The organism is Methylobacterium sp. yr668 (assembly GCF_900116245.1).
Lineage (GTDB): Bacteria > Pseudomonadota > Alphaproteobacteria > Rhizobiales > Beijerinckiaceae > Methylobacterium.
This window is the reverse complement of the sequence record NZ_FOZY01000030.1, coordinates 27,875-40,142: the sequence shown is the minus strand read 5'-3', so window position 1 is coordinate 40,142 and position 12,268 is coordinate 27,875. Positions and strand designations below refer to the sequence as shown.

Sequence of the window (12,268 nt, the reverse complement as noted above, 5' to 3'; positions counted from 1 at the left end):
TATCTTCGATTTCAGCCCCGCATCTGCTGCCGAGCTGATGGAGGGCGGCTCCATGAGGCTCACCTTCGGACATCAGGGCGATTGGATCGTCGACCCGCGCGAACTGGCGTTGTGTCTCGGTGTGAGCGCGACAGACCTGAAGCGCATGGAACGTCAAGGCCAGGTCGAAGCTCGGATCAAAGCCGGCAGCGGCAAGGATGCCGGTCAGACGCTAGTGACGGTCCGCCTGACCGATAGAGGCTGGCGCGGCACCTTCGACCAGAGCGGCGCGCTGATCGGCGAAGATTTTTGGTGACGTCACCGCGACGCCTCCCCCCCCGCTTCCCAATCGCATCCTGCTGCGTTGTCCCTGCCGAACCGCAGGAGGAGCGACATGGCCTACGTGACGATCGAGAAGGATGGCGAGCCTTGGATGTTCTGCCATTCGACCCATGAGGGCGAAGTGGAAAAGCAAATCAGAGCCGCGAGCCTAGAGGCGCCTACCGCCACCTTCACGTCTCGACCTTCGACGACAATCGAGAGCCAGCACTGTGCCGACGCGATGGATGCGCAGGGCGGGGTCGTCGAGGACCCGTTCAAGTTCTTCGCCGTGCCGGTGGTCGACGACAAAGCCGCCTAAGCCTCGCGGCCGGAAGATGCGGACAAACCGGACATTCCGGACAGATGTCCCGTTTGTCCGGCGTCCGGCACCGGACGGACAGGACAGATCCCTAGGGTTTTGTCCTGTCCGTCCGGTCGGCGGGTCACTCTGACACCTCAATCAGCCAGAGGTGGTCGACGCCGTTGAGAGCCACCGAGCCGATCAGGCTGCGGCCGAGGCATGCTTCGACGGCTCGCTTAAAAGCCTTGCGCTTGGCTTCTGTCCGCTTGGCCTCGTCGTCGCCATCCGCCGGGTAGATGGCGAAGAACGCCGTCCTGACGGCCTGCAGCGGGACGGCACGAACCTCGGAGCCCTCATTGCCGAACGGCCACGCGCGGATGCCGTGGTCGGCGAGGCTCGTCAGGAGCGCTTGCCGGAATACCTTCGACGATGTCGGCCAACGCTCCTTGCCGGCCGCGACGGCTGCCGCAGACGTGCGGTCCGTCTGCCAGTTCACGACACAGGTAGTGATCGGCTCGCGGTCGTAGTTCTCGCCGACTGTGACCACCTCCAGATCGAACGGGATCTCATACCCGCAGCGAGCGCCACGCACCTTCCGGATCGCCATGCGCGTGTTGCTGATGGCGCCGCCCTCATCACGATTGGCGAGCACGGCGAGAACCGCGTCCGCAGCCGCTTCCTTCGCCGAGGATCCTCGAGTGCCAGTCTCGGTGGTTTTGCCGAAGTGATCCACGCCGAGGACAAACGCGCCGGTCTGACGGCTCAGCGCCTCCATGGCGTTCATCACCCGCTGCGCCTCGGCGGCCGAGTTCTCATCTCCGAAGCCGGCTGCAGCCGCGACGGTATCAACGATGATCAGCGCAAGTGGCAGGTCGAACACCTGGCGCAGATGCTCGGCCGCTGCCTTGGCTACCGCGACCAGCTGAGTGACCGCCTCAGTGCTGAGGAGGCGGGGGCAATCATCGATCCAAGCGAAAGGCAGGTGCTCGGCGGGGTCAGAGCCAAGCTTACCCTGCACGAGGCCGCGAAGCCGGATCGGGATCTCGAAGGCTCCTTCGGAGGCAACGAACAGGACGCCGCCCTGCCGGACAACGCGCCGCCTGGCGAACGGCTGGCCGGTCATCACGGACGCTGACAAGTCGATGGCCGTGAAGGTCTTCCCGCACCCCCACTGACCGGGCATCAGACCCTTACCGGTCTCGCTGATCAGATCCTGGACCAGCCAAGCACGATCGGCGTCGGGGTCCGCTTCGCCGTGCCATCGAAGCGTGATGGGGGATGAACTGACCACGTGAGGCGGATCGCGCTTGAAGGGCACGGGGGCAGGCTCGCTGAGCCGGTCCAGTTCGGCTGCAAAATGTGGCGCTCTCATTGGCGCGCCTCCGAGTTGGGTTGGGGATGGGAAGCGGGCGAGGGCTGTCGCCGCTGGCGCACGCGTTCGGTCTGCTCGGTCAGGTCGCCGAGCAGGTTCAGGGCAGCTCGAAACTCGGCAGCGGCGCAGCGCATCGAGTACCGGAGCCCGGCGTCGTCGCCCAAAACGGCGTAGGTGTTGACGAGATCGGCCCGCATGGCGACGGCCGCCATCCGCTCGGCGATGTAGGCGCGGAGCTTGTTCGGGTCGCCGAATTCGAAGTCGTCGGGATTGAGGGTGGGGGCGCTCATGCGCGCCCCCAACGATCTGTGGTGGTGAGCGCCAGCTCGGCAACAAGATTGGCCACCGCTGGCGTCAACCCGAAGCGCTTTGCGAGCGTGGATGCTTGAAGAGTGAGGGGCTTCGCGGTATCTACGAACTTGTCAGCCGCCACAGCAGACAATTCGAGACCCGCCATCGCCCCGCGCGATGCGCGGGTTTCTTGCTTCATGGCCTACGCGGCCTCCTTCACCGAAAGGCGAGCGTCGAAGCGGTCGAGTGTTTCCTCGCTCCAGAGTCGCCGGCCATTCACGATCAGATCGGGCTTCGGGAAGTCGATCTTCCCATCATGGATCCAGCGCCACAGACCCATCTCAGAGATCCCGCCATAGCGACGGCGGACCTGGGTCGCGGTGCAGTAGAGCTTCTGTCGTTCGCTCATCTTCACACCTCCAAACGCGCGCGAACTCTCGCACCGCAAAGCAAACATGCTCGCGGTCGCCGCGGATTGCGAAGGATTTAAAATTGAATTCTATGGAGTAATAATCAGCTGATATGGAGAGAAATTCGGCTATTTTCTCTCCACGGCTGATCCGAAGCGCTTGCGGTAGGCTCGCTCTAGACGGCGGGCCTTATTCTCTTCCTCAAAGCTGCCCTTTGCGGAACTGGCGAATTTGCGAGCGATCGGCAGGATTTTTTTCGCTCCGGTTGACAGTATTTCTCTATGCATTGCGGCGACCAGCGCTGCATCTTCTGGGTATTTCGCACCGGGAGGACGTCCCCGAGAACGCTTCTTAGGCTTCGATGGCTCAACGCCAGACTGACCGCGTTGGCCCAATTGCATTCTTTGTCTAATACTGAACTCTTTGAGATCTTCCCGCAATTTGCGGATATGCTCCGGCGGTGACTGCTGAAGCGCCTCTAACTGCCGTCTAAGCTCCTGCATGCGCGGCGTTTGAGCAAACGCTCGCACCTGCTCGGCCAACGCCTTCATGTCGGGCTTGTCGCTCACCGAGCCTCCTTGCCGACGATCGCCTCGACATGCGCCGCCCACGCATTCAGCGCCGCCCGCTTCTCATCCGCAAAATGGTGGCGCTGATAGATCCCGGTCACACCCCCGAAAGAGCCGGACGTGTGGTTCAGGACCTTCTCAATCACCGGCAGATTAGCTCCGAGCCGCGCCATGCCCGAAGCAGCGGTGCGGCGCAGGTCGTGCAGCACCCATGGCGGCGCATCCGGTACGGCGTCGTCGAGGCGCTTCTTGATCTTGCTGAAGCCTGAGACTGGCGTCTCGCCTGTGGTGGTGAACACCAAGCCTCGGCTGCCCGCGATGCGGCGGACCCCGGTCAACACCGTCACTGCCGCGTCGGAGAGCGGCACGTCGTGCGCGATCCCGTTCTTCGCCCGCTCCTTCGGGATCGTCCAGAGCCGCGCATTGAGGTCCACCTCCCGCCAAGTCATCTGGCCCACCTCGTCACGGCGCTGAGCGGTGAGCGCCAGCAGCTTGATCAGCGCACCGAACGGCTCGTTGAGCCTGTCGCAGGCCTGCAGGATAGCTCGCAGCTCGACATCGGACAGGACGCGGTCCCGGCTCTTCTCCGCCGTCGGCGCCTTCACGTCCGCGCAGGGATTGGCGACGATCACGCCGCGCTCGACCAGCCACCCGAACATGCGCCGTACTACCGCGAGGGTTCGGTTAGCGGAGACCGGCGCACCGCGGTCGACGATGGCATCCATCAGTTCGACAACGTCACGCTTTGCGATCTCCTGTACTCGGCGGGCGCGCCAGAGCGGCAGGACATGGGTCGCGAGCAGCCGCTCGCTCTCCCGCCAGGTCTGCTCCTTCGTGTTGGCCTTGGCATAGCGCTCGATGAACAGTGCAGCCGCAGCGTCGAAGCGATCCCGTGCGGGCCCGGCCAGTTCGCCAGCCAAGCGCCGCGCCTCGGCCTTGTCGGCAGCGGGATCACGGCCCGATGCGACTGCCACGAGAGTGCGCCGAGCAATCTCGCGGGCGTTCGCGAGATCGATGGCTGGGTAGCGACCGAGTGTGTGCTTCCGGGTCCGGCCGCCAGCGCGGTAGCGGACGGCCCAGGATTTCACACCTGACGACTGGCAGACGAGATAGAGGCCAGGGATCAGACCGTCCGGGACCTCGGTCCGGACCGGTCCGCCCTTCAAGGCCTCAATCCCTCTGACCGTGAGCGCCTTCGGCATGACCTCGCTCCGAAACCGCTGGCCTTCTGGGGGTATCACCAGGGTAACACCCGAGGCGCGTTTGGCCCTGTTAGGCTCCGTGATTAACATTAGCCAACACTCCGGAAAAAACAATCTTTCACAACGGCTTATATATGCCGCACGCTGTGAGGCTGTGTTAGGCTGCGAGATGGTATTTCGTCAGTTTTGTAAACCGAAGGTCGGGGGTTCGATCCCCTCCGCCGGCACCACGACATTCGATCGCCGAGGCCGGGCCTCGCGCCCGTGGGGCGTGACCGTCGTCCGGCACAGCGCGTCGGCTGAGGCCGCGCCACCGCGCCGATCCCGATGTCGCGACGGGCCGGTCTCGGGTGGGAGTTCCGGCCCGATTCCGTCGGCACCGCCGCCGCGACACATCCGGCGCCGGCCTGTCTCACCGCTCCCGGATCCGGTCGCGGACCGCTGCTTGACGCTGGGATGCCAGCGTGCCCTCCTGGCCGAAAGACAGAAACTGCCGCGGAGGACGGTCTGCCATGGCGTCGATCCGGAGTTGCGTGCTCTCGGTCGCGATCGGCTTCGCCGCGCTCGCCGGGCCGGCCGTTGCCGAGCCGATCCGCGTCAAGGTCGGCGTCCTCAACGACATGTCGGGCGTCTACGCCGATACCGGCGGCAAGGGCTCCGTCGTCGCCGCGCAGATGGCGGTCGAGGATTTCGCCAAGACCGAGCCGGGCGTGCAGGTCGAGATCGTCTCGGCCGACCACCAGAACAAACCCGATATCGGCGCCGCCGTCGCCCGCCAGTGGTACGACCGCGACGGCGTGGACGCGATCCTCGACGTGCCGACCTCCTCGGTTGCGCTGGCGGTGAGTCAGGTCACCCGCGAGAAGAACAAGGTCTTCATCGACTCGGGGGCCGGCACCACGGAGCTGACCGGCAAGCAGTGCTCGCCGAACACGATCCAGTGGACCTACGACACCTACGCCCTGGCGCACGGCACGGCCGGCGCCATGCTCAAGCGCGGCGGCGACACCTGGTATTTCCTCACCGCCGACTACGCCTTCGGGCTCTCCCTTCAGAACGAGGCGAAGGCCGTGATCGATACGGGCGGCGGGCGCGTATTGGGCGCCGCGCGGGTCCCGTTCCCCGCCACGGACTTCTCTTCGTTCCTGCTGCAGGCGCAGGCCTCGGGCGCGAAGGTTGTGGGTCTGGCCAACGCGGGCGGCGACACGGTCAACGCGGTCAAGCAGGCGCACGAGTTCGGGCTGACCGACGGCGGCCAGAAGCTCGCCGCCCTGCTGATCTACGCCGTCGACGTCCACGCGATCGGCCTGCAGACCGCGCAGGGCCTCGTGCTGACCGAGTCGTTCTACTGGGATCTCAACCCGGAGACCCGGGCCTTCTCGGAGCGCTTCTACCCGCGCAACGGCAACAGCATGCCGACGATGAACCACGCGGGCGTCTATGCCGGGCTCCTGCACTACCTGAAGGCCGTGGCGGCGACGAAGTCGACGGACCCGCAGAAGACCATGGCCTGGATGAAGGCCAACCCGACCGACGACCCGCTGTTCGGCAAGGGTGTGGTCCGGGCGGACGGGCGCAAGATCCACCCGATGTACCTGTTCGAGGTGAAGGCGCCGTCCGAGTCGAAGGGCCCGTGGGACCTCTACAAGGTGCTGGAGACGATCCCCGCCGAGCAGGCCTTCCGCCCCCTCGCCGAGGGCGGCTGCCCGCTCGTCGCCAAGCCGTAGGGCGGGAGCCGAACGCCATGATGCGCGCGCTCGAAGGGCAGGCCGCCTGGGTGACGGGGGCCGGATCCGGGATCGGGCAGGCGGCCGCCGTGGCGCTGGCGCGGGCCGGCATGCGGGTCGCGCTCACCGGACGGGGTCAGGAGGCCCTCGCGCGCACCGCGGAGATGGTCCGCGCGGCGGGCGGCGAGGCGCTGGTCGCCCCGGCCGACATGGGCGTGGCCGACGACGTGCAGCGCGCCTGGGAGGCGGTTCACGCCGCGTGGCGGCGCTGCGACCTGCTGGTGAACTCGGCGGGCCTCAACGTGCCGCGGCGCGGCTGGAGCGAGATCACGCCGGCCGGGATCGACGCCGTGGTCGGCGTCAATCTCAACGGCCCCTTCTACGCGGCGCGGGCGGTGCTGCCGACCATGCGGGCGCAGCGGAGCGGCCTGATCATTCACGTCTCCTCCTGGGCCGGCCGCTACGTCTCCAAGCTGACGGGACCGGCCTATTCCGCCGCCAAGCACGGGCTCGTGGCGCTCTCGGAGAGCCTGAACCAAGAGGAGTGCGGGCACGGCATCCGGTCCTGCTGCATCTGCCCCGGCGAGGTCGCGACGCCCCTCCTCGACAAGCGGCCAGTCCCGGTCACCGCGGAGGATCGCGGGCGCATGCTCCAGCCGGAGGATCTCGCCGAGACGATTCTGTTCGTCGCCCGCCTGCCGGCCTCCGTCTGCGTCAACGAGATCCTGATCAGCCCGACCTGGAACCGCGGCTATCTCGAGGGCGTGAAGCTCTGAGCGGGGCCGTCGCGGCGCGCTTGGCCGGGGGCGCGGTGCGCTCATCCCGCGTTCAGGCACGGAGGACGAGTGTCGCCACGGCCAAGCTGAACACAAGTATTTCTGAATTGTATCTGAGACTTTATGGACTAAACTCGGCGCAAGCTGGGCTATTTTAAGATTAAAATTGGATGAATGCGGGGTTCAGAACCGATTAAATCCGTCGCGCTTACCAGCGCTGCCGGAAGGCGATGAGACGCGTCTTCGCCGAACCGATGGGGACAACGGTCCGGCGGACCGCCGGGCCCCTCGGGGCCCCATCGCGCACGACCGGGGGGCGCGACCATGTCAGGGACCGAGGACGATCCAGGGATTCCGGGCTCCGCCGGCGCGGCGGACCCGGCCGGACCGGGCGCCGCGGCCGCATCACGCCCGGTGCCGGTCGGCGGACCCGGCCGGCCGATCGACGACGGCGCGCGGGACCGGATCGGGCGCGGCCTGCGCCTGCACTACGCGGGCGTCCTGGCCCTGCCGATCCCGGACCGGCTCCGGACGCTGCTCGACGAGCTCGCCGCACACTCCGACACGGAGGCCTCGCGATGACCCTGATGCTGCAAGCCGCCCCCGCGGGGAGCGGATCCGGTCCGGCCCCCCGGGGCGCCGACGCGGAGATGCGCGACCTCCTGCTGGGGGCGATCCCGGCGCTGCGGGCCTTCGCGTTCTCGCTGACCTACGACCTCGACCGCTCGGACGACCTCGTGCAGGACACGCTCGTGCGCGCCTGGGTCAACGCCGCAAGCTTCCGCCGCGGGACCAACCTGACCGCGTGGCTGTTCACGATCCTGCGGAACCTGTTCTACTCGGAGCAGCGCAAGCGCAAGCGCGAGGTGGAGGACGCCGACGGCCTCCATGCCGGGCGCCTGACCGCCCTCCCCGAGCAGGAGATCCGGATGGAGATGGCGCAGTTCCAGAGCGCGCTGAACCGGCTGCCGCCGGCCCAGCGCGAGGCGCTGGTCCTGGTCGGCGCCCAGAGCTTCACCTACGAGGAGGCCGCGGCCATCTGCGGCGTCGCGGTGGGCACGATCAAGAGCCGGGTCAGCCGCGCCCGGACCCGCCTGATCGAGGTGCTGGGCATGACCGGCACCGACGACATCGGACCCGATCCGCAGACCCGCGCGGCCCTCGACGGCTCCTGAGGCGCGCGCCGCTGCGAGGACCGCCGCGGCGCCTACTTGATGAGCCTGACGACGTCGCGGAACCGCCTGTGCCGCGCCGTGCCGAGCCACTCGAACGCCACCATCTCGGTCGTGACGATCTCGGTGCCGTGGGCCGCCATACGGGCGAGCGCCGCCTCCCGGTTCTCGATCCGCCGCGAGCCCACGGCGTCGGCCACCACGGCGACGCGGCGGCCGGACTCGCGCAGCCCGAGAACCGTCTGCAGCACGCAGACATGCGCCTCGCAGCCGCTGACCACGAGGTCGCGGTCCGCGGGCAGGCGCTCGAGGAAGCCGGGCGTCCGGGTCGCGCCGAAGCTCATCTTCGCGAAAGCCGTCCCGGGCTCGGGCGCCAGGGCCGGCACGGTCGGCCCGAGGCCGCCGGCATTCTGCTCGGTGACCAGGACCGGGACGTCGAGCAGCTGCGCGGCGGCGAGGAGGCGGCCCGCATTGGCGACGACCCCGTCCCCTTCCGCGATCGTCGGCATCAGCCGGGCCTGAACGTCGATGACGAGGAGGAGCGAGCGGGCGGGGTCGATCAGCGGCATCGATGTCTGGTCCCTGCGGACGGGTCGCGTCGGAGACGGAGGGGGCCCATCCTGGCCCCATCCGAGCCGTATCCTCGCCCCATCCGGTCCGGTGGGGACCGCGCCCGCAGGCATGACACGTGCGCGCCCCGACCGCGACCCCGCCCAAGAGCCGCTCCCGATCGTTTTGCGACGGTTGGGAAGGGCGGCAACTCCGGTCCCGGCAGCCGCGCCAGGCCCCCTCTCCCTCGCGGAAGAGGGCACCGGTGCCTCGTTCGGCACGGGCCCGGCGATCACCTCCGTCCCGAACCGACAGGGAACGGCTCTAGCGGAGCGCGATGTCGCCGGGGATGTTCGCCGCCGCGGCGCCGCCGGCGGCCTTCTCGAACCACCGCCGGGCGGCTTCGAAATCCTGCTTCACCCCGCGACCGTTGACGTAGAGGAAACCGAGATTGTTCATCGCCTCCGCGTGGCCGGCGGCGGCCGCCTTCTCGAACCAGCGGCGGGCCGCGGCGGCGTCCGTCTTCACGCCCTGGCCGTTCAGGTAGAGGCTGCCGAGGTTGTTCATCGCGTCCACGTTGCCGCCGGCGACCGCCCGCTCGAACCAGCGGCGGGCCGCGGCGTCCCGCTTCACGCCCTGACCGTTGAGGTGCAGGCTGCCGAGGGCGTTCATCGCGTCAACGTTGCCGGCGGCGGCGGCCTTCCCGAACCAGGACGCGGCCGCGCCGTAATCCTGCCCGACGCCCTGACCGTTGGCGTAGAGTAGGCCGAGATTGTACAGGGCCGACGCGGCGCCGGCGACCGCCGCCTTCTCGTACCAACTGCGCGCGGTGGCGTAGTCCTGCGTCACGCCCTGGCCGGCATCGTAGAGGCTGCCGAGGTTGTTCATGGCCTCGGCGTTGCCCGCCAGGGCGGCCTTCTCGAACCACGCGGCCGCGGCGGCGTAGTCCTGCTTCACGCCCTGGCCGTTGTAGTACAGGCTGCCGAGGTTGAGCATGGCGTCGACGTCACCGCCGGCAGCCGACTTCTCGAACCAGCGTCCGGCCGTACCGAAATCCTGCTTCACGCCCTGGCCGTTGATGTAGAGGATTCCGAGATTGTACATCGCGGCGGCGCTGCCGCTGACGGCCGTCGTCGTGGAGAGGCTCCCGGCGGTCTCCGCCTGTGCGCCCAGCCCGGACAGGACCGAGAGCGCCAGAGACATGGAGACGATGGATGTCGCGCGCATGGCCGTGAATCCCTGTGCGGGCACGCGAACCGTCATGCCCTGCGCGGAAGCCGATCCCGAGCATCTTCCGCAATGCTGAAGGCGTGTTCCCGAACCTTCTTCGTCCGCTGACAGTCTTCCGGGCGAAAAACCCTTCGGCTGGACTGCACCGGACTGATCCTTGACCTATCCGGGCCCGGCAGGACTTTCTGGACCAAATCGCACATGCGGCCCGCATGGTCGGCCGACATCGCCGGCGCGCGCCACGGGCCGCGACAGGGTTCGCGCGCGGCGGGGACCGTGCGGGACCGGCCGGAAGGAGGCGTTGAGGGCTCGGCGGGGCGGGCGACCGGTCCCGGGACGCGTCGCTAGTAGGTCGCGAACAGCCGCGCCACCGCCTCGGGCTCCGCCGTGACGGTCAGCGCCAGGGCGAGCAGGATCCGGGCCTTCTGCGGGGTGAGGTTGTCGGCGCTGAGGATGCCGCGGCTGCGCAGCCGGGTGGTGAGCGGGACCACGCCGCTGCCGGCCCGGGTCGACATCACCACCACGATCCCGGCGGCTGCCGCCGCCTCCAGGGCCTCGGCCTCGGCGGGCGGGGTCATGCCCGGCGCGAGACCGGCCGCGACGAGGCCGCGCGCGCCCGCGGCCAGGAAGGCCCGGACCGCGGTGCCGTCGGCGTCGGCGTACCCGTAGGCGACGTCGACCCGCGGCAGCGCCGGCAGGGTCCGGATGTCGAAGGGCGTGCCCGGCGCGTGCGCCCGCTCGGAGCGGCGGTAGTAGCGGACGGACTCGCCATCGACGTGGCCGAGCACGCCGAAATCCGGGGTCCGGAAGGTCTGGAGCCGGGCCACCGAGGTCTTGGTCACCTCGCGGGCCGCCTGGATCTCGTCGTTGAGCACCACCAGCACGCCGCGCCCGCGGGAGGCCGGCGCCGCGGCCGTGCGCACGGCCGCCACGAGGTTGAGCTTGGCGTCGGTGGAGAGGGCGCTCATCGGCCGCTGCGAGCCGACCAGCACCACCGGCAGATCCACCGTCAGGGTGAGGCCGAGGGCGTAGGCGGTCTCCTCCAGGGTGGCGGTGCCGTGCCCGATGACGATGCCGGCGAGATCCGGGTGCTCCGCCGCGAGGCGCTCACACAGGCGCACGAGGTCGCGCCACTCGGCGAAGCCGATCGCCGGGCTCGGGACCGCCCGGAACGGCACCGGCACCACCGCGGCCACCGTCGCGAGTTCCGGGACGGCGTCCAGGATCGCGCCGGCCTCGAGGCGCCGGTCGGTGGCGGTGTAGTCGAGGATGTCGAGGGCGTCGCGGCCGAGGGACGAGATCGTCCCGCCCGTGCCGATGAACGCGACCTTGGGCAACCCGGTCCCCGATCCTGCCGCCATGCCGTCTCTCCCGACCCTGTCCGACGCCGTGATGCCGCGTCGCGCGGCCGGGGTCGACCCCGCCGCGCGCAGGCGGGCGATGCGCCGGGCGGGAGGCCCGCCGAGCGAGCCCCGACCTCGCGCCCCGACCTCGCGCCCCGACCTCGCGCCCCGACCTCGCGCCCCGGCCCCTCGCCGGGACGGGCCGCGGCCTCAGCTGCGGAAGTCGAGCAGGAGCGCCGAGACGGTGCCGCTGTTGGCGGTGCCGCTCGCCCCGTAGCCGGCGCTGCCCGACTGGCTGCTCTGGAGCTGCTGGATGAAGGTGGACAGCAGGTCGTTCGTCGTCCCCGCCGCCGAGGTGGTCGTCGCCGACGCGGAGGCCGACATGCCAGTCCCGGCGCCGCCCGCGGCGGCGTCTCCCGGGGGCGGGCCGGGCGGGGGCCCGGGCGGCGGGCCGTCCGGACCGGCGACGGCGCCGGTCTCGTCGCCCGCGGCGTCGGTGCTCTGGGTGCTCCGGCCGTGGCTGGCGAACAGGTTCTTCAGCTCCGTGGCCTGGTCGGCGGTGAGGCTGCCGCTGCTGACCTGATCGGCGATCAGGCCGTCGATCCGGTCCTTCATGGAGGACGGATCGAGCTTCGACCCTGTCGCGGTGCTGCTCGAGGCCGAACTGTCCGACGACAGGCTCGAATCGATGCTGCTCAGGGCGCTCGTGAGCGCCGTCGCGTCAGTGCTGCTGATCGTGCCGGCCGACAGCGCGCTGCTGATCGTGTCCGACATCTGTGTCTTGGGCGACGGCGGCGGCGACCATCGCTGCGCGGCGAGCTGCGCTGTCGCGGTGGATGAGACGGTACTCATTGGGGGGCTCGGGTCACGGATGAGCCGGATTCGCCCGGCGGCGGGTCCGTGTGCAAATTACCCACGCGATCCTTAAGGCCGCGTTTCCGCGATCGCCCGGATCCCCGCTGCGGTGAGGGGACGGCCTCGGTGACGGGACGGCCGCGTCGGCGCGGCCGGGAAGAACCCCGATCG

Annotated in this window: 17 protein-coding genes; 7 read left to right on the top strand and 10 right to left on the bottom strand. The window is 69.2% G+C overall.

The window, feature by feature from the left end; genetic code table 11:
* Positions 1–52 precede the first annotated feature (52 nt).
* Together BM419_RS25910 and BM419_RS25905 are read left to right on the top strand one after the other, a co-directional pair.
* Positions 53–295, top strand: coding sequence for a DUF6522 family protein (locus BM419_RS25910; protein WP_056533453.1), 243 nt, complete (start codon positions 53–55; stop codon positions 293–295).
* Positions 296–373: 78 nt separating this feature from the next.
* Positions 374–619 (top strand): hypothetical protein, encoded by a 246-nt coding sequence (locus BM419_RS25905; RefSeq protein WP_091928116.1) that lies wholly within the window; start codon positions 374–376, stop codon positions 617–619.
* A 124-nt stretch (positions 620–743) separates the two neighbouring features.
* Here the strand turns inward: BM419_RS25905 and BM419_RS25900 are convergent, their stop codons facing one another.
* From BM419_RS25900 to BM419_RS25885, 6 genes are all read right to left on the bottom strand, one after another.
* Complete coding sequence (locus BM419_RS25900) at positions 744–1,919, bottom strand: ATP-binding protein (protein ID WP_244540864.1); 1,176 nt, start codon at positions 1,917–1,919, stop codon at positions 744–746.
* Positions 1,920–1,969: 50 nt separating this feature from the next.
* Positions 1,970–2,263 carry a hypothetical protein gene (locus tag BM419_RS25895; RefSeq protein ID WP_091928114.1) on the bottom strand — a complete coding sequence of 98 codons (294 nt, stop codon included), beginning with the start codon at positions 2,261–2,263 and terminating at the stop codon, positions 1,970–1,972.
* On the bottom strand, positions 2,260–2,463 hold the full coding sequence (locus BM419_RS32055; protein WP_139257117.1) for a hypothetical protein: 204 nt from the start codon (positions 2,461–2,463) through the stop codon (positions 2,260–2,262). The genes BM419_RS25895 and BM419_RS32055 overlap by 4 nt, the downstream gene beginning before the upstream one ends.
* Before the next feature lie 3 nt (positions 2,464–2,466).
* Entirely contained in the window at positions 2,467–2,673 is a 207-nt protein-coding gene (locus BM419_RS25890; protein WP_091928138.1) for a helix-turn-helix transcriptional regulator, read from the bottom strand.
* Positions 2,674–2,802: 129 nt separating this feature from the next.
* Entirely contained in the window at positions 2,803–3,243 is a 441-nt protein-coding gene (locus BM419_RS32050) for a hypothetical protein (protein WP_139257116.1), read from the bottom strand.
* A complete protein-coding gene (locus BM419_RS25885) occupies positions 3,240–4,445 on the bottom strand; it encodes a tyrosine-type recombinase/integrase (RefSeq protein WP_091928137.1) in 1,206 nt (401 codons plus the stop codon). The genes BM419_RS32050 and BM419_RS25885 overlap by 4 nt, the downstream gene beginning before the upstream one ends.
* 512 nt (positions 4,446–4,957) lie before the next feature.
* On the opposite strand from BM419_RS25885, the gene BM419_RS25875 reads away from it, so the two are divergent.
* From BM419_RS25875 to BM419_RS25860, 4 genes are all read left to right on the top strand, one after another.
* A complete protein-coding gene (locus tag BM419_RS25875; RefSeq protein ID WP_042671735.1) occupies positions 4,958–6,172 on the top strand; it encodes an ABC transporter substrate-binding protein in 1,215 nt (404 codons plus the stop codon).
* Positions 6,173–6,189: 17 nt separating this feature from the next.
* The gene (locus BM419_RS25870; RefSeq protein WP_020094387.1) at positions 6,190–6,948 is read left to right on the top strand and encodes an SDR family oxidoreductase; all 759 of its coding nucleotides are present in this window, start codon (positions 6,190–6,192) and stop codon (positions 6,946–6,948) included.
* A 324-nt stretch (positions 6,949–7,272) separates the two neighbouring features.
* Positions 7,273–7,530 carry a NepR family anti-sigma factor gene (locus BM419_RS25865; RefSeq protein WP_042671734.1) on the top strand — a complete coding sequence of 86 codons (258 nt, stop codon included), beginning with the start codon at positions 7,273–7,275 and terminating at the stop codon, positions 7,528–7,530.
* The gene (locus BM419_RS25860; RefSeq protein WP_020094385.1) at positions 7,527–8,123 is read left to right on the top strand and encodes a sigma-70 family RNA polymerase sigma factor; all 597 of its coding nucleotides are present in this window, start codon (positions 7,527–7,529) and stop codon (positions 8,121–8,123) included. Before BM419_RS25865 ends, BM419_RS25860 begins: the two co-directional genes overlap by 4 nt.
* 32 nt (positions 8,124–8,155) lie before the next feature.
* Here BM419_RS25860 and BM419_RS25855 read toward each other — a convergent pair whose 3' ends face one another.
* From BM419_RS25855 to BM419_RS33000, 4 genes are all read right to left on the bottom strand, one after another.
* Positions 8,156–8,689: an isochorismatase family protein gene (locus tag BM419_RS25855; RefSeq protein ID WP_091928113.1), complete on the bottom strand. Its 534-nt coding sequence runs from the start codon at positions 8,687–8,689 to the stop codon at positions 8,156–8,158.
* A 304-nt stretch (positions 8,690–8,993) separates the two neighbouring features.
* Entirely contained in the window at positions 8,994–9,896 is a 903-nt protein-coding gene (locus tag BM419_RS25850; protein ID WP_091928112.1) for a tetratricopeptide repeat protein, read from the bottom strand.
* A gap of 347 nt (positions 9,897–10,243) precedes the next feature.
* Complete coding sequence (locus tag BM419_RS25845) at positions 10,244–11,260, bottom strand: asparaginase (RefSeq protein WP_091682811.1); 1,017 nt, start codon at positions 11,258–11,260, stop codon at positions 10,244–10,246.
* A 192-nt stretch (positions 11,261–11,452) separates the two neighbouring features.
* Entirely contained in the window at positions 11,453–11,857 is a 405-nt protein-coding gene (locus BM419_RS33000; protein WP_244540863.1) for a hypothetical protein, read from the bottom strand.
* On the opposite strand from BM419_RS33000, the gene BM419_RS32995 reads away from it, so the two are divergent.
* Complete coding sequence (locus BM419_RS32995; RefSeq protein WP_244527049.1) at positions 11,856–12,170, top strand: hypothetical protein; 315 nt, start codon at positions 11,856–11,858, stop codon at positions 12,168–12,170. The genes BM419_RS33000 and BM419_RS32995 overlap by 2 nt on opposite strands.
* The last annotated feature ends 98 nt before the right edge of the window (positions 12,171–12,268 follow it).

Coding starts and splice junctions, on each gene's coding strand:
- BM419_RS25910 (WP_056533453.1), top strand. CDS start 53: ATGAGGCTCACCTTCGGACATCAGGGCGATTGGATCGTCGACCCGCGC.
- BM419_RS25905 (WP_091928116.1), top strand. CDS start 374: ATGGCCTACGTGACGATCGAGAAGGATGGCGAGCCTTGGATGTTCTGC.
- BM419_RS25895 (WP_091928114.1), bottom strand. CDS start 2,263: ATGAGCGCCCCCACCCTCAATCCCGACGACTTCGAATTCGGCGACCCG.
- BM419_RS32055 (WP_139257117.1), bottom strand. CDS start 2,463: ATGAAGCAAGAAACCCGCGCATCGCGCGGGGCGATGGCGGGTCTCGAA.
- BM419_RS25890 (WP_091928138.1), bottom strand. CDS start 2,673: ATGAGCGAACGACAGAAGCTCTACTGCACCGCGACCCAGGTCCGCCGT.
- BM419_RS25885 (WP_091928137.1), bottom strand. CDS start 4,445: ATGCCGAAGGCGCTCACGGTCAGAGGGATTGAGGCCTTGAAGGGCGGA.
- BM419_RS25875 (WP_042671735.1), top strand. CDS start 4,958: ATGGCGTCGATCCGGAGTTGCGTGCTCTCGGTCGCGATCGGCTTCGCC.
- BM419_RS25870 (WP_020094387.1), top strand. CDS start 6,190: ATGATGCGCGCGCTCGAAGGGCAGGCCGCCTGGGTGACGGGGGCCGGA.
- BM419_RS25865 (WP_042671734.1), top strand. CDS start 7,273: ATGTCAGGGACCGAGGACGATCCAGGGATTCCGGGCTCCGCCGGCGCG.
- BM419_RS25860 (WP_020094385.1), top strand. CDS start 7,527: ATGACCCTGATGCTGCAAGCCGCCCCCGCGGGGAGCGGATCCGGTCCG.
- BM419_RS25855 (WP_091928113.1), bottom strand. CDS start 8,689: ATGCCGCTGATCGACCCCGCCCGCTCGCTCCTCCTCGTCATCGACGTT.
- BM419_RS25850 (WP_091928112.1), bottom strand. CDS start 9,896: ATGCGCGCGACATCCATCGTCTCCATGTCTCTGGCGCTCTCGGTCCTG.
- BM419_RS25845 (WP_091682811.1), bottom strand. CDS start 11,260: ATGGCGGCAGGATCGGGGACCGGGTTGCCCAAGGTCGCGTTCATCGGC.
- BM419_RS32995 (WP_244527049.1), top strand. CDS start 11,856: ATGGAGGACGGATCGAGCTTCGACCCTGTCGCGGTGCTGCTCGAGGCC.
- BM419_RS33000 (WP_244540863.1), bottom strand. CDS start 11,857: ATGAAGGACCGGATCGACGGCCTGATCGCCGATCAGGTCAGCAGCGGC.